This window comes from Acidobacteriota bacterium (genome assembly GCA_016184105.1).
Classification (GTDB): Bacteria; Acidobacteriota; Vicinamibacteria; order Vicinamibacterales; family 2-12-FULL-66-21; genus JACPDI01.
Map to the genome: position 1 here is coordinate 31,290 of JACPDI010000040.1, position 22,246 is coordinate 53,535.

Sequence of the window (22,246 nt, forward strand, 5' to 3'; positions counted from 1 at the left end):
AACATTCGAGCGTGGTTCCCGAACAATTCATCGCCGGCCTCGCGCTCGGCCTCGGCGCGGCGGTGGCCGTGTATCTCTGGGTTCGCGGGCGCAGCGCTGCCGAGGTCGCCGATGCCCGCGCGCGCCTCGACGCGGAGCGCCGCGCGGGCGAGGAGAAGCTGGCGCTGCTTCGCGACACGGAATCGCGCATGAAGGACACGTTCGACGCGCTGTCGAAGCACGCGCTCGAGACCAACAACCGATCGTTCCTCGCGCTGGCGGAAACCAAGTTCGCGCAGCTCAAACAGCACGCCGAGACGGACCTCACCGCGCGGCAGAAGGCGTTCACCGATATCGTCCAGCCGCTCACAGACACGCTGGCGAAGGTGGACACCAAGCTGCAGGATGTCGAGAAGCAGCGGGTCGGCGACTACTCGGCGCTGAGCGAGCAGCTCAAGTCGCTCGCGACCACACAGGTCGACCTCAAGCAGGAAACCTCGAAGCTCGTCACCGCCCTGCGCACGCCTCACATCCGCGGGCGCTGGGGAGAAATCCAGCTTCGCCGCGTCGTCGAGATGGCGGAGATGGTGGAACACTGCGACTTCGTCGAGCAGCAGCGCGCGACATCCGGCGATGACCGGCGGCTCACGCCGGACCTCATCGTGCGGCTGCCCGGTGGAAAGAACATCATCGTGGACGCGAAGGCCCCCCTGGCCGCGTACCTCGACTCGATCGAGTGCGCCGACGAGGGGACGAAGGAACTGAAGCTGCGCGATCACGCGCGGCAGGTCCGCCAGCACATGGAGGCGCTGGGATCCAAGGCGTACTGGGACCAGTTCGAACACACGCCGGACATGGTGTTCATGTTCCTGCCGGGCGAGACCTTCTTCAGCGCGGCGCTGCAGCACGACCCCACGCTCATCGAATACGGCGTGGCGCGACGCGTCATCCCCGCGAGCCCGACGACGCTCATCGCGCTGCTGCGGGCGGTGGCGTACGGCTGGCGCCAGGAGAAACTGACGGAGAACGCGCAGGAGATCAGCGCGCTCGGGCGTGAGCTGTACGACCGCGTGCGCGTGATGGCGACACACCTCGACAGGCTCGGAAAGAGCCTGGACCGCGCCGTGGAGGGCTACAACAAGACGCTCCGGTCGGTGGAGAGCCGCGTGCTGGTCACCGCGCGCAAGTTCCGCGAGATGGGCGTGACGTCTCCCGATGACCTCCCGGAGCTCGAACCCATCGAGCGCGTCCCGCAGAGCGTCGGGCAGCCGGAGATTGCGGGACTTATCGAGGACGCAGAGGCGGAGGAGGTTTAGAAAGGCCAAACGCACGCGTCCCGGCGTCCAATCTGCTGTGGGAGCTTCCGTGTTGAAAATCCTCACATCCTCCGGTTCTCAAATTCTCAGATTCACGCTCGTGCTGGGTCTGGCCGCCCCCGCTGCCTTCGCGCAGGCGGCGCAGCCCGCCGACGTGCGCGTGCCGACCGTCGTGACTCACGGCGAGGCCACCGTCAGGCGCGCGCCGGACCGGGCGTTTGTCGACCTCGCGGTCGAGACCCGCGCGCAGACGCCGAAAGACGCGAGCACGCGCAACGCCCAACTGATGACGGCGGTGCAGGAGAAGGTCCGCGCGCTGGGCGTGCCCGCCGACGCGCTGCGCACGCGCGGCTACCAGCTGAACCCGGAGTTCGATTACGTGAACGGCCGTCAGATCCCGCGCGGCTACACGGCCCGGAATCACATCGAGGTGCGCCTGGACAAGCTGGAGCAGCTCGGCGACGTGATCGACACGGCAATCGCCGCCGGTGCCACCCACGCCGGTTCGGTCCGCTTCGACCTGCGTGAGCGGGACCTCCTGGAGCGCGAGGCGCTCAAGCAGGCGGTGGCGGACGCGCGGGCGCGCGCCGAGGCCGCCGCGGCCGGCGCCGGATCTGCCGTCGCGCGGATCCTGAAGATCGAGGAAGGGGCCACCGACGTCCCGCCGCCGATCCCCTACATGGCCGCCGCGCGCATGGAAGCCAAACAGGCGATGCCCACGCCGATTGCCGCTGGCGAGATCGAAATCCGCGCCACGGTCACGCTGACCGCGGAACTGAAACCCTGACGGTCTAGTCCACCGGGCAGGCGATGCGGAACCCGATGCTGTAGGAGTACGTGTCGGGGGGCACCTTGTGACGGTAGCTGCAGGTGAGCATCTTCGGGTCGGAGGTGGGCCATCCGCCCCCGCGGAGCACGCGCAGCGCGCCGCGCGAGGGGCCGCGCGGATTCCGCTCGGGCGAGCGCGTGTAGTAGTCCGCCGCGTACCAGGCGGACACCCATTCCCACACGTTGCCGATCACGTCGCAGACGCCGAACGCGTTCGGCTCGTAGCGGTGCACCGGCGTCGTGCCGGCGGCGGCCCTGTCGTGCGGATTCAGCAGGAAGTTGGCGCGCGACGGGTCGAGCGCGTCTCCCCACGGCAGGCGGTCGGTCGATCCCGCCCGCGCCGCATACTCCCACTCGGCCTCCGTGGCGAGGCGGACAGGCCGCCCCAGCAAAGACGTTAACCACTGGCAGTACGCGAACGCGTCCTCCCACCGGACGAGGGTCACCGGGTGGTCCGCGCGTTCCTCGGGCTGAAGGCCGTCAACCCACGCGTAAGCCGCCGCCGCGGCGCGGAACGCGTGCTCGCGATCGCGCCCCCCGGTCGCCACGATGAGGGGAAGTTCGTGCACGGCCGGCGGGCGGTGCCCTGTCTCCCGCAGGAAGCGCGCGTACTGGGCCACGGTCACCGGGTGGACACCGATCTCGAACGGGTCGATCGCCACGACGTGCGCGGGACGTTCGTCCTCCTCCCCGTCGTCGGCGCCCATGATGAACTGACCCGCGGCGATTCTGACCGTTTCCGGCAAAGTGTCCGGCATGCCCGCCGACGGGGAACACTACCAGATTCGACTAGACTGATGCCATGCGTCTCGAACAGTTCGCCATGGAACGCATGCAGTCGACGTGGGAGAACCGCGTGGAGATCAACCTCTCCGAGAGCGGCGTCCACCCCCTGCGTGTTGAAGAACTCTGCACCACAGAGGAGTTGCAGTCGCTCCTCCTGCGGCAGGAACTGGTGTACACGCAGTCGAACGGCACGCCGGAACTGCGCGGGATGATCGCCGCCATCTATCCCGGCGCGACGGCGGACCACGTCGAGGTCACCAACGGCGGCTCGGAGGCCAACTGCATTTCGGTGTGGAACCTGGTCGATCCTGGCGACGACGTCGTCATGATGGTGCCCAACTACATGCAGGCGTGGGGGCTCGCGCGGGGTTTCGGCGGCACGGTGAAGCCCTGGGCGCTGCGGGAGGTCCGCGAAGGATCAGCCACGCGCTGGCGCGTGGACCTCGACGCGCTCGCCTCGCTGGTCACCGCGAAGACGAAGCTGATTCTGATCTGCAATCCCAATAACCCGACGGGCGCCAGGCTGACCGACGCCGACCTCGAGGCCATCTGCCGCATCGCCGCGGCGCACGGCGCCTGGGTGCTGTCAGACGAGATCTACCGCGGCGCCGAGCTTGACGGTGTGGAGACGCCTTCGGTCTGGGGACGATACGACCGCGCGATCGTGACGAGCGGGCTGTCGAAGGCGTACGGCCTGCCCGGCCTGCGGATCGGATGGATCGTCGCGCCGCCCGAACTCATCGCGCGCCTGTGGTCGTACCACGACTACACGACGATCGCGCCTGGGGCCATGAGCGACCTGCTCGCGCGCGTGGCGCTCGAGCCCGCGCGGCGCCGGCAGATCCTCGCGCGGACGCGCCAGATGATCGCCGCCAACTATCCCGTGGTGCGCGAATGGCTCGCCGCGTACGGCGACCAGTTCCGGCACGCGCCGCCCGAAGCCGGCGCGATCGTGTACGTGGCCTACAAGTACCCGATCAACTCCACGGAGCTGATCCTGCGGCTGAAGGACGAGCACAGCGTGCTCATCGTGCCGGGCGATCACTTCCACATGGACGGGTACTTCCGCCTGGGATTCGGATCGCACACCGGGTACCTGCGGGAGGGACTGGGGCGGCTGAACGTGCTGCTGGAGTCGCTGGCCAAGGTATAGGCGTCCCGTGACCTTCGATCTCCTCCTCGTCGGCTTCGGCAATGTCGCGCGGCGGTTCGCCTCGCTGCTCGACGAGCGCCGCGAGCGCCTGGCTCGCGACCACAACTTGCACGCGCGCGTCGTCGGCATCGCCACGGGGCGCCGCGGCGGCATGTTCGCGCCCGGCGGTGTGGACGTCTCGCGCGCGCTCGCAGGCGGCGGCCCGCTCGGACCCATCGCCGGCGGCCTGGAGTTGATCGCGGCGGCGGCGTCTCCGTCAGAAGCGCCCCGCGTCGTCGTGGAAACGACGCCGCTCGACATCAGGGAGGCGCGGCCGGCCATCGATCATGTCCGCCTCGCACTCCTCTCCCGGATGCACGTCGTCAGCGCGAACAAGGGACCGGTCGCGCTCGCGTACCGGGAGCTGCGGGAGCTGGCGGCGCGTATGGGCGTGCGCTACCTGTTCGAAGGGGCGGTGATGGACGGCATCCCGGTGTTCAACCTGGTCCGCGAGACCATGCCGGCCGTCGAGATCACCGGGTTTCGCGGCGTCGTGAACAGCACGACCAACTACATCATCACCAGGCTCGAGGAGGGGGGGGAGTTCGAGCCTGCTCTCGCCGAGATGCAGCAGCAGGGCATCGCCGAAGCCGACGCGTCGCTCGACGTGGACGGCTGGGATGCCGCGGCCAAGACGGCTGCGCTCGTCAACGTCCTGATGGACGGCGCGATGACGCCGCGCGAGGTCGATCGCACCGGCATCGCGCACCTCACCGGCGCGGCCGTGCGCGACGCGCTCGCGCGCGGCCGCCGGATCCGCCTCGTGGCTTCCGCGCGTCGCGAGGGAAAAGCGATCCGCGCGCGCGTGGCGCCGGAGGAGCTCGAACGCGAAGACCCGCTGTCGCTGCTGCGGGGCATGTCGAACGCGCTCTACGTGGAGAGCGACCTGCTCGGCCGCGTCGGGATCACGCAGCTCGACGGCGGCCTCACGCAAACCGCCTACGCCCTGCTCTCCGACCTGGTCACGCTGAATCGTTCCCTGCGGGCGCGCTCGTGAGGGCGGCGGGCTCGAGTCCCCCGACGATGCGGCGGCCCGGCGCCGACGACGGTCACCGGGACGCTGCGGAGGTTGAGCGCCATCAGCTCGCGATGGGCGTCATCGTCTTCATCCACGTTCCTGACCGTGAATACCCGTCCTGCGCGTGAAAGAAACTCCTTCACCTGTTCGCACGCGAGTCGATGCGAGCCGCTGAAGACGACGATCGGTTTCACCATCGAGTTGTCTTATGTCCCTATCATCCGACTCCAACGCGCCGCTCGCGGGAACGACGGTACTGGACCTGAGCCGCGTGCTCTCCGGACCGTACTGCACGATGCAGCTCGCCGACATGGGCGCGCGCGTGATCAAGGTCGAGCAGCCGGGGCGTGGCGACGACACGCGGGCGTGGGGGCCGCCGTTTCCCGGCGGCGAGAGCGCGTACTACCTCAGCATCAACCGCAACAAGGAAAGCCTCACGCTCGACCTGAAACATCCAGCCGCGCGCGACATTCTCGATCCGCTCCTCGAACGCGCCGACATCGTCGTTGAGAACTTCAGGCCGGGCACGGTCGATCGCCTTGGGCTGTCGTACGCGCAGCTCGGGCCGCGCTTCCCGCGGCTGATTTACTGCTCGATCTCGGGGTTCGGCCAGACGGGGCCGCGGCGCGACGCGCCCGGCTACGACTCGGTTGTGCAGGCCGAAGGCGGGCTGATGAGCGTCACCGGCCACGCGGATCGGCCGGCAGTCCGGCTCGGCGTGGCGATCGGCGACATGACGGCCGGCTTGTACGCGGCGTATGCGATCGCCCTGGCGCTCCTCGCGCGGCAGCGAACGGGCCGCGGACAGTTCATCGATGTCGGGATGCTCGACTCGGTCGTGTCGCTGCTCACCTACCAGGCCGGCCTCTTCTTCGCCGCCGGCACCACGCCGCGGCGCATGGGCAACCGGCACCCGACGATCGCGCCCTACGATACGTTCCCGGCCGCCGATGGCGACTTCGTGCTCGCGGTCGGCAACGACGAGCAGTGGCGCCGCCTGTGCGGCGCCATGCAGCTCGAGCCGCTGGCGCGCGACGCGAAGTTCGCCACCAACGAGCAGCGCGTCCTCAACTACGACACGCTCCGGCCGATCCTGATCGAAAAGTTCCGGGCGTTCACGCGGGGCCAATGCCTGGAGACGCTGCTCGGCGCGGGCGTCCCCTGCGGATCGGTTCGCGACATCCCGGAAGTGCTCGCCGACCCGCAGCTTGCGGCACGCGACATGATCGTTTCGCTGGAGCACGCGACCGCCGGCACGATCAGGCTGCTGGGCGTGCCGGCCAGGCTCTCCGAGACACCCGGGCGCGTGTCGACGCCGCCGCCACGGCTGGGGGAGCACACGGAGGCGATCCTGCGGGAGCTGGGTTTCGGGAGCGAGCGGATCCGCGTGCTGCGCTCGGAGGGCGCGATCTAGAAAATAAGTGGGACAGTCACACTTTCCTGGGCCTGCTTCGGAAAGTGTGACTGTCCCACTTATTGCTCCCTACACGAATCGATCGATCTCCGCGAGCACGAAGTCGATCACGTCTCCTTCGCTCAATTCGCCGATGGCCGTGGCTTCGCGCACCGGCCGCTCGATCGTCGTCACGCGCCCGCCGTGCGACCGGTTGACCCGGCCGATCACCTGCGGCGCCTCTGAACCCGTGTCGAGCTCGACCTCGAAGTAGTCGTCGCGCGAGTTGGTGAATGCCATGCGCACGCCGCCCGCCGGCGTGAACACCTTGAACGGGTAGCCTTCCGCCGAGAGCACCGACGCCACCATGCGAAATGCGGGCGTGGCGACGTCCCTCAGGAAGATCTCGTACTCTTGCGATGCGCGATCGGCCGCGATCCTGCGTGCGTCCCCGCGCTTCCTGGCTTCTTCGATGCGCGCGCGGAACTTCCGGCGCACATCAGCGACTTCAACCACTACGCCAACCTTTCCACGTCGACTCCTTCGCGCCGGAGCAGCGCCAGCAGCCCCTCACGGTCGTACGCCTTGCGCCAGGCCTCTCCCGCATCCACGACGCCGTCGCGAACGAGCGCGGCGAGCGAGTCGTTCAGCGGCACGCAGCCGAGCTTCCGGCCGCTCTCGAGGGCCGCGGGCAGCTGGAAGAGCTTTCCGTCGGCGATCACGGACGCGGCCGCCGCCGTGCTGAGCAGCAATTCACGCGCCGCCACGCGCCCCCCGCCGCGCTTGCGCAGCAGCGTCTGCACGACGACCGCACGCAGGCTCGCCGACAGGCTCACCAGCGCCTGGTTGCGCCGCTCGGCGGGCAGTTGTTCAATCAGCCGCTCGAGCGCGGGGCCGGCACCTGGCGCGCGGATGCCGGCGAGCACCAGCAGGCCGGACTCGGCGGCTTCGAGCACGGCCGCAACGACCTCCGGAGCGCGGAGCTCCTCGATCACCAGAACGTCCGGATCCTCGCGCAGCGCGGCGCGGATCGCCGAAACGACGTCCTGCGACTCTCCGCGCACTTCGCGCTGGCTGATGAACGACCGCCGGCTCTCGTGCACGAAGGTAATCTGGCGCTCGATCGAAATGACGTGGTCCGCCCGCGTGCGGTTGATCAGGTCGACGAACGTGGCAATGAGCGTGGACTTGCCGCTGGCACGCGGGCCGCTCACCAGCACGAGCCCTTCGTGTTGAGTGCAGACCGCCTGGATGTCCTTCGAGATGCCCAGCTGCTCGGCCGAGATCGCCCGTGCCGGCAACATGCGCACGAGCAGCCCTGGGCCGCGGTGATCGCGGAAGCCGAGACACCGCACGCGTCCCAGTTCGGGCACGTCGTAGAACCATTCGGACGTCTCGCGGCCGTCGAGGAGGTCGGCGTTTGATCCCGGCGAGAGCGCCAGCACGAACGCCTCGACGTCGCTCGGGGCGAGCGCGTCCTCGCCTTCGAGCTGCTGCGTTTCCCCCTCGACGCGGATGGCCGGCACCGATCGGCTGACAAGATACAGGCCGGATGCGCCTCTGGCGGCGGCGATGCTCAGCAGGCGATCCAGGTCCGGCGCCGTCGAGACGGGTGGCGGCGCCGGCGGCGGTTCGTGCACCGTTCGCACGAGCGGCACCACGACGGCCGTGCGCGGCTCCGCGTCTCGATCGGGCTCCCGCGCGGACTCCTGGGCCCGTGCGGCTTCAAGGCGGGCCTCTTCGTCGCGGCGGGCCGCCTCCAGGCTGTCGAGCTCCTCGGCATGCGCCACTTCCAGCCGCGCCAGTTCCTCCGCGTGGGCGGCCTCACGCCGCGCGAGCTCCTGTGCGTGGGCCGCCTCGAGCCGCGACAGTTCCGCCGCGCGCGCCGCCGCGGCCTCTTCCGCGGCCTCTTCCGCGGCCACGACGGCGGCGTTGGGTCTCTGGTCCTCCATCGCTTCAGGCGTGCCGGGTTCGATCAGTCCTGAGGACTCGAGCAGTTGCGTCACGTCTGCGGCCCCCGGCTCCTGCTGCGCGACGTCGGCGACGATCTCCAATGAGGGATGGCCGTCCGGCGCGGCAAGCGCCTGCGGCTCGGGCACGGCGTTGCCCGACGGCAACGCGTAGTCCTCCTGAGGCTCCTCCTCGCGCTTCGCCCGCAGCGGCCGGATCTCGACCCAGATGTCGTCGCCGCCACGCGCCGCGACGACGGTGAACGCCGGGCGGTCTCCGGTCGCCGCGAGCTCATGCTCGACGGCGCCAAGCTCGTTCAGCACGCGCCGCTGCTCGGGCGTGAGCATTTGATCCAGCATGCTCTCGACCGTTTCCGTCGTTAACGTGCGCGTGGACAGCTCCACCTGGCCCCACGCCAGCGGCCCTCGGAAGGCATTCATCGAGGAAGAGGACGTGACGACGTAGGGCTTCTCACCCGTGTGGAGCACGAGGGAATCGCCGTCGAGGCGAATGATGGCGCTGAAGAGCGACTCGACTAGAGACACGCGGACTGATCCGGAATTCTTGTCGGCGGATGACATGCTGCGCTTTAGCGCGGGACCGTACCCGCGCGGTAAATGCGGACCAGCTCGATGATCTTGACGCCCTTCGTCTGGTAGGGCGCGACCACCCGCTCCGTCCGAAGATACTGGATCATTCCTGGATCTGCATAATCCGGCGCGCCAATGCGTGCGGCCGCCGAGAGGATCGAGGAGAGGCCGTCCAGGTCCAGGCGGGGCGCGGGGCGCGTCCGCGAGTAGGGCACGACCCCCAGGAGCCGGCGCCGCTCGCGCACCTCGGTGGTCGCGAACGTGACGTACACCTCGTTGACGATGAAGTTGTAGCCCGTTTCGGCGCGCGACGCGGGCGCGTCTTCGACCCTGACGGCGAGCACGTCGGGCAGATCGCGCAGTGCATCGACGAGCACTTGCGTGAAGCCGCCGTCGCCCGACCAGCGCGTGGTATCAACGTCCATCTACGTCCTGCGCGCGCGATGGATCGCCATCAGGCCTCCAAGGACCGGAATCCACTCCGCGAGCGCAAAGCCATTCTCGCGCATCAGCGTGGCGACGCGGGGCGCACCCGGGTAGCGGCGAATCGAGGCTGGAATGTAGCGGTACGTGTCCGGGTCGCGGTGCAGCGCCCAGCCGAGCATGCTGCCGGCCAACTCGAGATATGCGAGGTACACGACGCGCAGGATCGCCGGGTCGGGCCGGTTGAAATCGAGTGACAGCAGCGTCCCGCCCGGCCGCAGCACGCGCGCGATCTCCCGAAGCGCCGGCTCGAGCAGCGGGACGTTGCGGATGCCGTAGCCGGTGGTGACGACGTCGAAGGCGCCATCTGCGAACGGCAGCGCCATCATGTCCCCGACGAGAAAAGTGGGACAGTCACACTTTCCCGGCTCAGATCTCCGGAAAGTGTGACTGTCCCCCTTTTTTCCCGCAAGCCGCACCATCCGCTCCGTGATGTCCAGCCCCACGACGTGCGCGCCGCGGGTCGCCGCCTCGAACGCGATGTCGCCGGTGCCACAGGCGAGGTCGAGCACGCGGCTGCCGGGGCCGATCGACGCGAGGGACACGAGCCGCCGCTTCCAGGAACGGTCGCGGCCAAAAGACAGCAGCACCGTGATCAGGTCGTAGCGACCGGCGATGGTGTGGAAGAGCTGGCGGACGTAACGACGCTTCGCGTCGGGCGTCGCGAGCCCCTCGCGGAGGGACTGGCGGGGTGTCCCGGCGATGGTCACCTGATCTCGATCGTGCCGCGCATCATCACGGAGTGCGGCGTGCATTCGTACGCCTGCCGCCCCTTGCTGGCCGGCACTACGAACTCCAGCTCCGTGGTGCCCTCCCCGTTTAATTCGCGGGTGAACACATCCCAGGCGGGCACCGAGAAATTATGCGTGATGCCGGGCTCTTCGTTGCGCAGCACGAGGCGCACTCGCGCGCCGGCCGCAAACCGCAGCGGCGGGTTCGGTCGCCCGAAGTCGCCGTCGTGGTAAAACGCCATATTCCTCGCCACGAGGACGACTTCGGTGACGGCGCGATCGGCGTCACTGGTGCCGTCCCCCGCCGTCAGCGGCAGCCATCGAAAGGCGACGAACGCGAGCGTGAGCGCCAGGATGGTGACCGCGCCGCGTGTGATCCATCCGTTCGGCGAGCGGCTCATGCGCGTCATCCCACCAGCATGCCGGTCGAGTACATGATCGCGAAGCCGGCGAGCAGGCCGGCCAGCGCCGTCCGCGTCGAGAAGAATGTCATCATCGGCCGCTCGCCCGCCAGCTGCCTCGAGATCTGCGCCACGACCTGCGCGATCGCGCCCGCGCCGACCGCGAGGAACACGACAGACCAGACGGGCGAATACACGAGCCCGCCGAGCCACGCGCCGAAAATCGTCGGCACGCCGCCAACCAGACCGAGGCGCACCAGGTCCGCGACGCGTACTCTCGTGCGCGCGAGCGGTGCGACGATCGCGATCCCTTCGGTCGTGTTGTGCAGCGTGAAGCCGACGATCAGCAGGGTGCCGAGCGCCGCTTCGCCCAGCGCGAAGGCGGCCCCAATGGCCAGTCCCTCGCCGAAGTTGTGCAGGCCGATCCCGATGGCGACCAGCAGCGCGAGCACGCGGGCCTGGCCACCTTCGACCGCCTGGCGGCGCGCGCGCAGCCAGGCGCCCAGCGTCTCCAGCGCGAGGAAGGCGGCAGCGGCCGCCATCGCGAACAGCGCAAAGCCCTGGAACGACCCGGGAAGCGCCTGCGCGGTCTCGATCCCTTCGTGCACCGCATCGGCAAGCAGGAACAGCAGCAGCCCGATCGTGAGCGCCAGCACGAAATCCAGCCCGGTTCGACCGAGCCTGCCAATCAGCGGATACCAGAGCAGCCCGATGGCCACCGGCAGCACGCCCACGTAAATTCCAACGAGCGTGAAGACGCCGAGCACGCGCCCGCTCGCGCGCGGCGCGGGCAGCGCCACCGCGATCTCATGCTCGAAGGTCACGCCGGTCGCGGTCATGACCTTCAGCCGGTGCGTTTCGCCGTGCACCCAGGGGTACGGCACGGTGATCGTCGTGCGCGCGAGATGGGTGAGCGTCTTCGGCCCATCCACGTGGAACGACCAGAACGCGTCGTCCACGTTCACCTGGGCGATCGTCACCGGATCAGGGCCGTCGTTCAGGACCTGCGCGTGAATGCCGGCGGTGTCGAGCGTCACGCGCTGGAACGCGAGCCGCTCGACGGGCGGCACGTTGTCTCCGCGCAGCGCGTCGCCCGGACCGCTGCGCACGATCAGCCACAGGAGCGCCGACAGCAGCACGACGGGTATCACGGCCGCCATCCACAGCCGCGCCCGCGGCCGCATCGCCGTCGCGGGAACCATCTCAGCTCTCACGGCTCGCCGCCTCCGCACGGAACAGGCCCATCCAGCCAAGCTCCGCAAACTCAGTCTGGTGCGCGTGGAACATGAAGTCGCCCGGATAACGGAACCGCGTCTCCAGGATGGCGCGCTCTCCCTGGCACAGCATGATCGTGTCGGTGTGATCCGTCGCATCGCGGCGCGTGCCCGTGCGATGGGCGTCGAAGAACATCCCGTGCAGGTGGAAACTGTTGATCAGGTCGAACTCCGTCAGGTTGACGAGATACACCCGCACCAGCCCGCCGACACGCACGCGAATCGGCTCGTACATGTAGTGATGCGCCACGGTGTTGACCGCGTACACCTCGTTGTCGCTGTCGAAGTTCGTGTCGAACCCGTTCATCACCATGATCAATTCGTCGGCTTCCGCGCGCGCATCCTTCGGATCGACGATGAACACCCCGTAGAGACCCTTGTGGATGTGGCGCTTCAGCGGCACCGCATGGCAGTGATACAAGTGCATGCCGTACGGCTCCGCGTCGAACTCGTACACGAACGATCCACCGGGCATCACCTGGTGCTCCGGAAGCGAGCCGTCCATCCCGGGGGGGTGCCAGCCGTGGAAGTGGATCGTGTGGGGATGCGATCCCTGGTTCACGAAGCGCACGCGCACGCGGTCCCCTTCGGTCGCGCGCAGCGTGGGTCCCGGCACCTGTCCGTTGAAGGTCCACGCGGGAAAGAACACGCCGGGGGCGATTTCGATCTCGCGGTCCACGGCGAAGATCTCGTACTCGCGAAGCAGCGTGCCGTCCGGCCGGCGCGTTTCGCGATAGAAGTCCGCGCGCCGCTCGGGCGCCAGCTCTGAGAAATTCCAGGAGCGCAGGTAGGTCGTCGGGTTGAACCCCCCGGCAGCCACGTGTCCCACCGGCCCCATCGCGTGGGCCGCGTGCTCCATGACCGGAACACCGAGATTGTGGTCCTGGGCCGACACGCGACGCGCGAGCAGTCCGCTCCCGGCACCGAGCGAGCCGAGCCCCGCGAGCCGGAGCCACGTGCGCCGGGAGAGACTTTGCGTTCGTGGGTTCCAAAACATAATTTTGATAACTCAAAATATAGTAGTATGCTCATCGTAAGTCAAGTCGAAACGCTTCAAAACGTGGCCGCCACAACCTCTTACACCGTCGAGAACTACCTCAAGGCGATTTACCAGGCACAGGTACAGGCGCACGGCGAACGCGTGGCGATGGGCCACCTGGCCGCCGCCCTTGGCGTCGTCCCCGGCACCGCGACGACGATGGTGAAGGCGCTGGCCGAGTCGGGGCTGGTGGAATACGAGCCGTACGTCGGGGTGCGGCTGACGAGCGCGGGCGAGAAGCTGGCGGCGCTCGTGTTGCGGCGCCACCGCCTCATCGAGCTGTTCCTCGTGCAGGTGATGGGGATGAGCTGGGCCGAGGTCCACGACGAAGCCGAACACCTGGAGCACGCCGTGTCCGATCGACTCATCGATCGGATCGACGAGATGCTTGGCCGCCCGAAGGTCGACCCGCATGGCGACCCGATTCCCAACGAGGAAGGGCAGCTGGCGGCGCCCCACTACGACAACCTGCTGACGTGCCAGCTGCACGTTCCCATGAGGGTGACCCGGGTGACCGATCAGGACGCGGACTTCTTGCGATTCATCGAGAACAGCCAGTTGAAACCGGGAGAGATCGTGCAGATTGAAGATCGCGACGCGGCGGCAGACCGCGTCATGCTGAAGCGGCGAGACGACGTGATTGCCATCGGCACGCGCGCGGCGGCCAAGCTGATGGTGCAGACCGCGCTCCTGCTGCTCGTCGTGTTGACCGGCGGCGCCCGCGCGCAGGCGTCGCCGCCGAACGAAGCCTCGCGGCCGTTCGAGATTCTCGACAACTCGTTTCTCGTCGAAGAAGCGTTCAACCAGGAGGCGGGGATCGTCCAGAACATTTTCGGCTTCGAGCGGGGCGCGGGCGCGTGGGAGCTGGCGTTCACGCAGGAGTGGCCGGTCGGCTCGCAAACCCACCAGCTCTCGTACACGCTGCCTTTTGTCGGCGGCGATGGCTCGCAGGGGATCGGTGACGCGCTCCTGAACTATCGCTACCAGGTGTGGACGGAGGACGGCAGCCGTCCGGCATTCGCGCCGCGCGGGTCGCTCGTGCTGCCCACCGGCGGCCGCGAGCGGGGACTCGACGCGCTCGGCTACCAGGTCAACCTGCCGTTCAGCAAGCAGTTCGACGACGTGTACGTGCACTGGAACGCCGGCTTCACGTCTTTCCCGGGCGTCGAGGTGGATGGCACCACGGAGCAGGCGACGCTCTTCACGCCCCATCTGAGCGGCAGCCTCATCTGGCGCGCCCGACCGATGATCCACCCGATGCTCGAGGCCGTCTTCCAATCCGAGGACTCGCCGGCCGGCCGCGCGTCGCTCCTCACGCTGTCGCCCGGCATGCGCCTGGGGAAAAACTACGGCGATCACCAGGTGGTGATGGGCCTCGCCCTGCCGGTCACGTTCTACGACGAAGGATCCGACGCCGCGGTGCTCGTGTATTTCTCGTACGAATTGCCGTTCAGGCGATAAGGGAGTCGCACGCGATACACTAGATTCATGTACGTCGTCACCAAGCGCATCGATTTCTGTTACGGGCACCGGCTCCTCGACTACGATGGCGTCTGCAAGCACCCGCACGGCCACAATGCGGTTGTCGAAGTCGAGGTGCGCACGGATCGGCTCGACCGGCGCAACATGGTCGCCGATTTCAGCGACATCAAGCGGCTCGTGAAAGGCTGGATCGACCGCGAGCTGGATCACAAGATGATCCTGCGCCACGACGACCCGCTGGTGGAGCCGCTGCAGGCGCTTGGCGAGCCGGTGTATGTCATCGACAGCAATCCCACCGTCGAGCGCATCGCGAGGCTGATTTTCGACCAGGGGCGCTCGCTCGGCCTCGACATCGTGACTATCAGGGTGTGGGAAACACCGACCTCACTCGCCACATACACGGGCGGCTAGTGGATACGTCCCTTGTCCTGTGCTCGGCCGGCCTCGACAGCGCCGTGCTCGTCGCGCTCGAAGCGCGCGAGCGGCGGGTGCAGCCCGTGTATGTGTCGGTGGGTCTGGCGTGGGAGGCCGCGGAGCGCGCCATGCTGGATCGCCTGCTGCCGGCGCTCGCACGCGACACCCGCATCGCGCCCGCCGCGCGGCTCACGGTCGACATGCTCGACGTGTATCCGGCCGCGCACTGGGCGGTGCGAGGAACGCCCCCCCGGTACGACTCTCCCGACGAAGAGGTCTACCTCGAGGGACGCAACATCGTGCTGCTGTCGAAGGCCGCCGTGTTCGCGGCCCGCGAGCGCATCACCAGGGTCGCCATCGGGCCGCTGGCCGGCAACCCGTTCCCGGATGCGACGCAGGAATTCTTCGGCGCGATGGCGCGGGCGCTGTCAATCGGACTCGATCACCCGATCGACGTCGTCGCACCCCTGGCGAGCCTGACGAAGGCTGACGTGATTGGCCTGGGATTGACGCTGAAGGTGCCGCTCGAGCTCACCATGTCCTGCATGAACCCGCAGGGGAATCTGCACTGCGGCCGGTGCAGCAAGTGCCGCGAACGGCTCGAGGCATTCCGCGAAGTGGGGGTCGAGGACCCTGCGCGATACGCGGCTACCAGTTCCGCAGACTGATCGATCCGTCTCCCGTGCGGATCCGCAGCTGGTGGCCGCCGCCGCCGATCTTTCCGCGCACCCAGCGCCGGCGGTGCCCGTCCTCGCGCTCGGCCTCCAACTCGAAATCGCTGCGCACGCGGCCGTCGTCGGTCTGCGCGTCCACCTCCGCGGCGAACGGCTCGGGGAGATAGACCGCCACCGCGCCGTCTTCAGTGATGATGGACCAGCCCGCGGCCATGACGCTGCCGCGATCCGCACGAATCGTGACAGAACCATCGCCGGTCTTGGCTTTCAGAATGGAGAGGCGTCCCGACACGTTGATGCCGCCGTCGCGCGTGGAGAGCGTCGCCTCGCCGTCAACTTCATCGGCGGTGATGGAGCCGTCGTGCGTCTCGACGTCGAGGGTGCCCTTCACCTCATCGGCACGCACGCTGCCGTCGCTCGTCCTTAGCTCGATGCGCCCTTCCAGCCGGTCGGCCCGGATCGAGCCGTCGCCCGAGCGCACCTGGAGGACCACGCGCCGGGGCACCGTGACCGTGAGGCGGGCGGCCGTGCCGATGTGGATGCCGATCCCGACGAAGTTGTCCCGTCCCGACGGGCGCGTCACGTCCACCTCGATGCGGTTGCCCTGCTGCTCGGCCCGCACCCTGATCGACTTCAGGGCCTCCTCGTCCGGGCCGCGCTTTTCCACTTCGACGAGCACCTCGTCGCGGTCCCAGGAATGGACCTCGATCGAGCCGTCGAAGGTTGCCACGCGCACTTCCGGTTCCGCGGCAACCTTGAAGCGCTTCTCCTCGCGCGCGGTGTGCTCCTCGGAATCCACCCGCACCGTGCAGGCGCCGGCCGCCAGGCCAAGCACAACGGTCGCGACAAGGGCAGCGATTCTCAAGCCCTCAACTCCTCAAATTCCTAGACGATCCCCGGCCCACGCAAGTTCACCCCCGACCCAGGTCTGCACGACGTGATACGCCGCGTCGAGGACCACCAGGTCCGCCACCGTGCCTGGCGCCAAGACACCGTGGCCGTGGAGCCCCAGCTCGCGGGCCGGGGTCGTGGACGTCATGAGGGCGGCCTCCACGGGGGACAGCCCGGCGAGGGTGGTCAGCCGGGCGAACGCGCGGTCCATGGTGAGCACGCTCCCCGCCAGCGTCCCGTCATCGAGCCGTGCGACGTCGGTGACCGTGATGGGGCGGCCGCCGAGCGTTGCGCGGGAGCCGGCGGGCATGCCCGAACCGGATGTGCCGTCGGTGATGGCGATCATGCGGGACGCCCCCTTGGCGGCGATGGCGGCGCGCATGGCGGCAGGATGCACGTGAACGCCGTCGGCAATGAGCTCGGCGGCCACCTCCTCGCTTTCGAGCACCGCCCCTACGACGCCCGGCTCATGGTGCGTCAGCGGCGTCATGCGATTGAACAGGTGGGTCGCGTGGCGGGCGCCTGCGTCGATCCCGGCGCGTGCCTGTTCGTAGGTCGCGCCGGTGTGGCCGATCGACACGCGGTGGCCGCGCGAGACGAGCGACCGCACGAGGTCGATGGCGCCCTCCAGTTCCGGCGCGAGCGTGACGATGCCCACGTCGGGGCGCGCGCGGTCGATTTCGTCGAGGATCTCGGCGCCGGTGAACTCGCCTTCGGGGCGGCTGCCGCGCGGCACGCGCAGGCATTCGACCGGCTGCGCCCCCGCGAAGGCCGGGCTGATGAAGTTGCTCTCGAGGTGCGCCGGCAGGACGCGGGCCCCCCGCCGCGGCCGATTCGCGCGCGCGCGGCCGACAGCGGCAAGCAGGGCGCGCAGCGTCGCGGGGGCGCACGCGATGCTCGTGGGACAGAACGCCGTCACGCCGAACCGCGGAAGCCGGAGCGACATCCGCTCGACGCCATCCGCCTGCGCGAGCGCATCACAGCCATCGACGCCGTGCACGTGCACGTCGATGAATCCGGGCACCACGAGGTGTCCGGTCGCGTCGATCGCCACGTCGGCGGTGCTGCCGCCGCGCGACCCGTCGCGCACGTCCACGATGCGATCCCCTTCGATGACAACGGTGGCCGGCCCGGAGACGCGGTCGGGAAGGACGAGCCCTCCGGCTCGCAGGAAGATCACGGCAGTGCAAGCCGCGCGGCGCCGATGGCGGCAGCCTCTTCGGCCAATGTGGAGAATTCGAGGCGGAGCGCCTGGGCGAGCGGCTGCGGCAGCCGGCGCGCGGCCTCCTGCCGGACCGGATCGCGCAGCAGATCGACCGCGCGGCTCGCCTCGCCGCACAACACCACGACCTCGGGATCGAGCGTGACGACGAAGTTGGCGACGGCCATGCCGATGTACTTCGCGGTGTCGCGCACCACGGAAACGGCGACCCCGTCGCCGGCCCGCGCCGCGTCGTACACATGGTCCGCGGTCATCGCGTCGAGGCTGCCGCCGGCTCGTTCAAGCGCCGCCGAGCGATCGCCGGCCTCGATCCGCCACGCGAGGCGCCGGGCGACGCCGCGCGAGCTGACCTCCGCGTCGAGGCACCCGGACCTGCGGTAATCCTGGCGCTCGACAGGATTGAGCGCGAGCCACGCGGCCGACCCGGCCAGGCCGTGCGTGCCGGTGTAGGGCGCGCCGCCGATCAGCACCCCTGCCGAGATCTGTTCGCCGATGGTGAGGACGACAACGTTTCCGGCGCCGCGCGCCGCGCCGATCCAGGATTCCGCAATTGCCGCCGCCGTGCCGGCGCCAGCCACGTCCCCCTCGACGCGCACGATTGCCGCCATGGCCCGCACCGCCTCGCGCACCGCTTCGCCGGCCGGATCGTGCGCGCAGGCGCGCGCCGGCAGTCGGTCGCGCACGCTGGCCTCGACGAGCGCCTGGGCGGCGGCCTTCGCGGCGCGCGGCATCCCGCGGTCCGTCGCGCGGCGCTCCGCGCGGGCAACCACCCGCCCGTCACGGTCGACGACGACCAGGCGCACGCCATGGGGCAAGATCTCGACGCCGATTGCGCGTGTGGTCATGTGCTGGGCTGCTCGGTGGGGGCCTCGGCGCCGTAGTCCCACCGCAGCTTTCTCCCCATCAGCGACGCGGAGATCTCCGTGCGGAACAACGAACGGTCTGCCGCGGCCAGCAGGACGCGCAGCCGCTCCTCGTCGGGAGCGGACATCACGATCACCCCGCCGCTCTCGGCGGGCGGAAAGCGCTTCGCGTCGAAGTAATCGCGGTCGAGCGAGAGCAGCGTGCGCCGCAGCTGCCGCGCGAGGCGGTAGTGCTCGGTGTCGCGCGCGCGGCGCAGGTCATCGTGCTCGAGGACGAAAAACACGTCCCATCCGAGATCGTTGCGCATGAACGAGACGGCGCCCGCCGGCAGGTTCGCGTCCGCGTAGATGCGCGGCTGCGCGGCATGCTCGTGCACGTGCGGGCCCAGCTCCGACGCCAGTGTGCCCACTTACCTGTGCCGCTCCAGATTCGGCATGACCTCGGCGGGCTCCGGGGGCGCGCCACGACCGCGCGCCCCCATTGCCTGTCGTTTGAGATCGGCGACCAGTGCGTCGCGCTTGAGATACAGCTCGCGCCGCGCGCGGCGGCCATGCTCCGAGGCGAGCGCGTACTCGCAGAACAGCGGAAACGCGATCGTCGAGTCCGCGTACGCGACCACCGTGTCGGGCAGGACGCCGGGATTCACCTTGCCCCAGCTCACCGCCTCGGACGGCGTCGCCCCCGAGAGCCCGCCCCAGACCACCTGGTCGGTCGTGATCTGGATGAAGTAGTCGTTGCCCCCCTTGGGAATGCCGTAGACCTCCCAGAGCGTCGGCTGCCCCTGCAGGTAGAAGTTCTTCGGCGAGCCGCCGCCAAGGATGACGCACCCGTTCTTCCTGCCGGCCAGAATGATCGCGCAGACCTCGTTGACGTCGCGGTTCGGATCGATCATGAGGGTGCCGTCGTTCATCAGCTCGTGGTAGGCGATGTTCATGCCGATCGAGCTGTCGCCGGGCGACGAGGTGTAGATCGGCACGTGGCACTTCGCCGCGCGCGCCACCACCGAGTGCTCGTCGCAGCCGGGGAACGTTCGCAGCAGGTCCTGGCCGAGACGGTAGTGCAGCTCGGCGGTTGACATCGCGCCGGTGAGCTTCTCCCGCAACAGGAAGTCGCGGATGTACTTGTCGGTCTCGAGGAGCACGCCGGCCGGGAACAGCACGTCATAGATGCGGATGATCCCCTGCTCGTACAGCTCCACGTCGTCGAGGAAGGGGGACCCGCGATGCAGCGTGAAGTTCAGGGCGTAGTGGAGGTCGTGATAGAGGTTCGCGCCCGTACTGATGATGAAGTCGACCAGCCCCCGATCCATCAGCTCGATGACGCATCCGCCGAGTCCCGCGGGAGTGAGGGCACCGGCCACCGTCAGACCGATCGTCGTATCGTTTTCGGGCGCGAGCATCTTCTCGGCGTAAATCTGGCAGGCCTCGGACAGGCGGCCGGCGTTGAACGCCTGGAAGCCGTGGCCGATCAGGTCCCGGACCTCGCGGCTGCCCTTGGGACGGTAGTACTTGATTGGACGGCCGGTGAGGTAGCGCTGGGGATCTCTGCCCGGCGACCCGGGCGCGCGATGGGGCATCTTTTTTGTCCTCGCGGGCGGCCTGTTCGCTGCCCTTTGGCGGTACCTTGCGGCGGCCTTCCCCTGCCTCGCGGGCGGCCTGTTCGCTGCCCTTTGGCGGTACCTTGCGGCGCGAATTTGCTCAAGTTTACCGCACGAGCGGCCGAAACAGTGCTTGACAGCCGGGCGGGGCCGAAGGATTGTACCGGTCCTCCATCGTCAGAGCGCACACATGAATTCCGAGACCGGGTGGGTCTGGATCGTCCTGTTCGCCGTTGCGGCGGCGGTCGCCGCGTTTGGCTGGGTGGTCTACCGAAAGGGGCGGCCGATGGCGGGGACGCACGTCTTCCGCGCCAGTCGCCTGAGTCCCGGCAACCGCCTGCTGCCGACACAGGTCGGCATCGACGAGCGGAGCGTCGTGCATTATCAGCCGCAGTGGATCGGCCGGTTGGAGCACTCCATTCATATCGCGCACGTCGCCTCGGTCCGCATCGACACGAACCTGCTCTTCTCTGACGTGTACATCGAGACGAGCGGCGGCGCGAGCCCGATTCGCTGCCGCGGCCATCGAAAGCGGGATGCCGAGGAAATGAAGCGTCTCATCGAGCGATTCCAGTCGGCGTATTACCAGGGGCGTGGGGCACAGCCGGGCGCGCAGCCCGCCGCGCAGGGGGGCACAGACGACAGTGCCTGAGATGGATCCGGTGAGCGTGTCGGAGCGCCGCGACATGCCGAGCGAGCTCGAAGCGCGCTTCCAGTCGCTCGTGCAGTCCCCCTTGCGCGCCGGGCTGCTCCGGTTCCTGCGCTCGCGCCCGGGCGAGGCGTTCGACATCGAGGCGCTGATGCAGACGTTCGGGCGCATGCGTCTCGACGTGGACAACTGCATGCGCGAGCTGGTGGCGTTCGGCCTCGTGCAGCGCGCCGGCAGCTCCGCGCACCCGCGCTATGCCTTCCACGCACCGGACTCGGACACCGTCCGCACGCTGCTCGAGGACTTCTTCCAGGCGCGGGTCACCGTCAGCCACGAGGATCGCTCGCCGGCGGTGCAGCGGTTCCGCGAGATGATCGGCCGCGACGAGAAGATGCTGATCATCTTCGAGTGGATCCGCACCGCGGCGAAGTCCGACATCTCGGTGCTCATCCTGGGACCGACCGGCTCGGGCAAGGAAGTGGTCGCGCGAATGATCCACGAGCTGAGCCGGCGCGGCTCGAACAAGTTCCAGGCGGTCAACTGCGCGGCGCTGCCCGACACGCTCTTCGAATCCGAGATCTTCGGCTACGAGAAAGGCGCGTTCACGGGCGCCCACGAACGCAAGCCGGGACGCCTCGAGCTGGCCAATAACGGCACGCTGTTCCTCGACGAGATCGGCGACCTGTCGATCGTGGCGCAGGCCAAGCTGCTGCGGGTGCTCGCGGAACGCCGTTTCGAGCGGCTGGGCGGCAACCATTCGATCGAGGTGAACTTCCGCCTGATCTCGGCGACCAACCGCCCGCTCGATCAGTTCGTGCGCGAGAGCCGCTTCCGCGAGGACCTGTTCTACCGCGTCAACGCGTTTTCGATCCGCCTGCCGTCGCTGCGCGAGCGCGCGATCGACATTCCCGTGCTGGCGCAGCGCTTCCTCGCACGGTACTGCGTGAACAACGGCCTCCCGGTGGATGCGAAGATGTTCTCGAAGGAGACCGTCGATCTCCTGATGCAATACCACTGGCCCGGCAACATCCGGGAGCTGGAAAGCACGGTCTCGCGTGCGGCGCTCTCCTCGTCCGAGACGCTCATCAAGCCGCATGACGTCGAGTTCCTGCACGCGCCGGAAGCCGTGGCGGAACCGTCGCCGGACCGCCTGCCCACGCTGCGCGAGGCGGAGCGCGCTCACATCAGGCTCGTGCTCGACAGCGTGGACGGGAACAAGAAGCAGGCGGCCCGCATCCTCGATATCAGCCGCGGCACGCTGTACCGGAAGATCCTGGAATACAGTCTTGAAACTTCACCGACAGGATCGTCCCGAAACAGGACATCCACCGCCGCGCAGGACGAGTAGTTCCGGAAAATTCCTTAACTATCAACACGTTAGCTGTGTTCTATTTCGAGCCATATACGCAGTCAGAAGCCCAGCTGTTAAGTCATTCAGTAGCAGCTACTTACAACTGTGGTGTCCCGTTACGG

At 68.5% G+C, this 22,246-nt stretch carries 24 protein-coding genes; 10 read left to right on the forward strand and 14 right to left on the reverse strand.

The window, feature by feature from the left end; translation table 11 throughout:
- Positions 1–29 precede the first annotated feature (29 nt).
- Complete coding sequence (locus tag HYU53_14220; protein MBI2222348.1) at positions 30–1,295, forward strand: DNA recombination protein RmuC; 1,266 nt, start codon at positions 30–32, stop codon at positions 1,293–1,295.
- A gap of 49 nt (positions 1,296–1,344) precedes the next feature.
- The gene (locus HYU53_14225; GenBank protein MBI2222349.1) at positions 1,345–2,082 is read left to right on the forward strand and encodes an SIMPL domain-containing protein; all 738 of its coding nucleotides are present in this window, start codon (positions 1,345–1,347) and stop codon (positions 2,080–2,082) included.
- A 4-nt stretch (positions 2,083–2,086) separates the two neighbouring features.
- Here HYU53_14225 and HYU53_14230 read toward each other — a convergent pair whose 3' ends face one another.
- Positions 2,087–2,881 (reverse strand): formylglycine-generating enzyme family protein, encoded by a 795-nt coding sequence (locus tag HYU53_14230; protein MBI2222350.1) that lies wholly within the window; start codon positions 2,879–2,881, stop codon positions 2,087–2,089.
- A gap of 44 nt (positions 2,882–2,925) precedes the next feature.
- Here HYU53_14230 and HYU53_14235 point away from each other — a divergent pair, with 44 nt between their 5' ends.
- Together HYU53_14235 and HYU53_14240 are read left to right on the forward strand one after the other, a co-directional pair.
- Positions 2,926–4,062, forward strand: coding sequence for an aminotransferase class I/II-fold pyridoxal phosphate-dependent enzyme (locus HYU53_14235; GenBank protein ID MBI2222351.1), 1,137 nt, complete (start codon positions 2,926–2,928; stop codon positions 4,060–4,062).
- Between the two features lie 7 nt (positions 4,063–4,069).
- The gene (locus tag HYU53_14240) at positions 4,070–5,098 is read left to right on the forward strand and encodes a homoserine dehydrogenase (protein ID MBI2222352.1); all 1,029 of its coding nucleotides are present in this window, start codon (positions 4,070–4,072) and stop codon (positions 5,096–5,098) included.
- Here HYU53_14240 and HYU53_14245 read toward each other — a convergent pair.
- Complete coding sequence (locus tag HYU53_14245) at positions 5,041–5,316, reverse strand: glutaredoxin family protein (GenBank protein ID MBI2222353.1); 276 nt, start codon at positions 5,314–5,316, stop codon at positions 5,041–5,043. The genes HYU53_14240 and HYU53_14245 overlap by 58 nt on opposite strands.
- Before the next feature lie 11 nt (positions 5,317–5,327).
- On the opposite strand from HYU53_14245, the gene HYU53_14250 reads away from it, so the two are divergent.
- Complete coding sequence (locus tag HYU53_14250) at positions 5,328–6,533, forward strand: CoA transferase (GenBank protein MBI2222354.1); 1,206 nt, start codon at positions 5,328–5,330, stop codon at positions 6,531–6,533.
- Between the two features lie 69 nt (positions 6,534–6,602).
- Here HYU53_14250 and HYU53_14255 read toward each other — a convergent pair whose 3' ends face one another.
- From HYU53_14255 to HYU53_14285, 7 genes are read right to left on the reverse strand one after another with little or no spacing between them, the layout of a single operon-like run.
- Entirely contained in the window at positions 6,603–7,028 is a 426-nt protein-coding gene (locus HYU53_14255) for a hypothetical protein (GenBank protein ID MBI2222355.1), read from the reverse strand.
- Positions 7,028–9,007, reverse strand: coding sequence for a Flp pilus assembly complex ATPase component TadA (gene tadA / locus HYU53_14260; protein ID MBI2222356.1), 1,980 nt, complete (start codon positions 9,005–9,007; stop codon positions 7,028–7,030). The genes HYU53_14255 and tadA overlap by 1 nt, the downstream gene beginning before the upstream one ends.
- Before the next feature lie 44 nt (positions 9,008–9,051).
- Entirely contained in the window at positions 9,052–9,477 is a 426-nt protein-coding gene (locus tag HYU53_14265) for a hypothetical protein (GenBank protein MBI2222357.1), read from the reverse strand.
- On the reverse strand, positions 9,478–10,245 hold the full coding sequence (locus HYU53_14270; protein MBI2222358.1) for a ubiquinone/menaquinone biosynthesis methyltransferase: 768 nt from the start codon (positions 10,243–10,245) through the stop codon (positions 9,478–9,480).
- The gene (locus tag HYU53_14275; GenBank protein ID MBI2222359.1) at positions 10,242–10,667 is read right to left on the reverse strand and encodes a hypothetical protein; all 426 of its coding nucleotides are present in this window, start codon (positions 10,665–10,667) and stop codon (positions 10,242–10,244) included. Before HYU53_14275 ends, HYU53_14270 begins: the two co-directional genes overlap by 4 nt.
- A 5-nt stretch (positions 10,668–10,672) precedes the next feature.
- Positions 10,673–11,869, reverse strand: a complete 1,197-nt coding sequence (locus HYU53_14280; protein ID MBI2222360.1) for a metal transporter — start codon at positions 11,867–11,869, stop codon at positions 10,673–10,675.
- A 1-nt stretch (position 11,870) separates the two neighbouring features.
- On the reverse strand, positions 11,871–12,938 hold the full coding sequence (locus tag HYU53_14285) for a multicopper oxidase domain-containing protein (GenBank protein ID MBI2222361.1): 1,068 nt from the start codon (positions 12,936–12,938) through the stop codon (positions 11,871–11,873).
- Positions 12,939–12,965: 27 nt separating this feature from the next.
- Here HYU53_14285 and HYU53_14290 point away from each other — a divergent pair, with 27 nt between their 5' ends.
- Genes HYU53_14290 through HYU53_14300 form a run of 3 tightly spaced genes read left to right on the forward strand, consistent with a single transcriptional unit; the run spans position 12,966 to position 15,544 of the window.
- Positions 12,966–14,441 carry a FeoA domain-containing protein gene (locus HYU53_14290; protein MBI2222362.1) on the forward strand — a complete coding sequence of 492 codons (1,476 nt, stop codon included), beginning with the start codon at positions 12,966–12,968 and terminating at the stop codon, positions 14,439–14,441.
- Positions 14,442–14,468: 27 nt separating this feature from the next.
- Positions 14,469–14,873, forward strand: a complete 405-nt coding sequence (locus tag HYU53_14295) for a 6-carboxytetrahydropterin synthase (protein MBI2222363.1) — start codon at positions 14,469–14,471, stop codon at positions 14,871–14,873.
- Positions 14,873–15,544: a 7-cyano-7-deazaguanine synthase gene (locus tag HYU53_14300; protein MBI2222364.1), complete on the forward strand. Its 672-nt coding sequence runs from the start codon at positions 14,873–14,875 to the stop codon at positions 15,542–15,544. Before HYU53_14295 ends, HYU53_14300 begins: the two co-directional genes overlap by 1 nt.
- On the opposite strand, the gene HYU53_14305 is transcribed toward HYU53_14300, so the two are convergent.
- Genes HYU53_14305 through HYU53_14325 form a run of 5 tightly spaced genes read right to left on the reverse strand, consistent with a single transcriptional unit; the run spans position 15,525 to position 20,103 of the window.
- Positions 15,525–16,415, reverse strand: coding sequence for a DUF4097 family beta strand repeat protein (locus tag HYU53_14305; GenBank protein MBI2222365.1), 891 nt, complete (start codon positions 16,413–16,415; stop codon positions 15,525–15,527). The two genes, HYU53_14300 and HYU53_14305, sit on opposite strands and share 20 nt — an antisense overlap.
- Positions 16,416–16,427: 12 nt before the next feature.
- Complete coding sequence (gene nagA / locus HYU53_14310; GenBank protein ID MBI2222366.1) at positions 16,428–17,621, reverse strand: N-acetylglucosamine-6-phosphate deacetylase; 1,194 nt, start codon at positions 17,619–17,621, stop codon at positions 16,428–16,430.
- Positions 17,618–18,508: an ROK family protein gene (locus HYU53_14315; GenBank protein MBI2222367.1), complete on the reverse strand. Its 891-nt coding sequence runs from the start codon at positions 18,506–18,508 to the stop codon at positions 17,618–17,620. Before HYU53_14315 ends, nagA begins: the two co-directional genes overlap by 4 nt.
- Positions 18,505–18,936, reverse strand: a complete 432-nt coding sequence (locus HYU53_14320; GenBank protein MBI2222368.1) for a DUF5615 family PIN-like protein — start codon at positions 18,934–18,936, stop codon at positions 18,505–18,507. The genes HYU53_14315 and HYU53_14320 overlap by 4 nt, the downstream gene beginning before the upstream one ends.
- Entirely contained in the window at positions 18,937–20,103 is a 1,167-nt protein-coding gene (locus HYU53_14325; GenBank protein MBI2222369.1) for a deoxyhypusine synthase, read from the reverse strand.
- A gap of 211 nt (positions 20,104–20,314) precedes the next feature.
- Here HYU53_14325 and HYU53_14330 point away from each other — a divergent pair, with 211 nt between their 5' ends.
- Together HYU53_14330 and HYU53_14335 are read left to right on the forward strand one after the other, a co-directional pair.
- Positions 20,315–20,776, forward strand: coding sequence for a PH domain-containing protein (locus tag HYU53_14330; protein ID MBI2222370.1), 462 nt, complete (start codon positions 20,315–20,317; stop codon positions 20,774–20,776).
- A gap of 1 nt (position 20,777) precedes the next feature.
- A complete protein-coding gene (locus tag HYU53_14335; protein ID MBI2222371.1) occupies positions 20,778–22,121 on the forward strand; it encodes a sigma-54-dependent Fis family transcriptional regulator in 1,344 nt (447 codons plus the stop codon).
- Positions 22,122–22,246 lie beyond the last annotated feature (125 nt).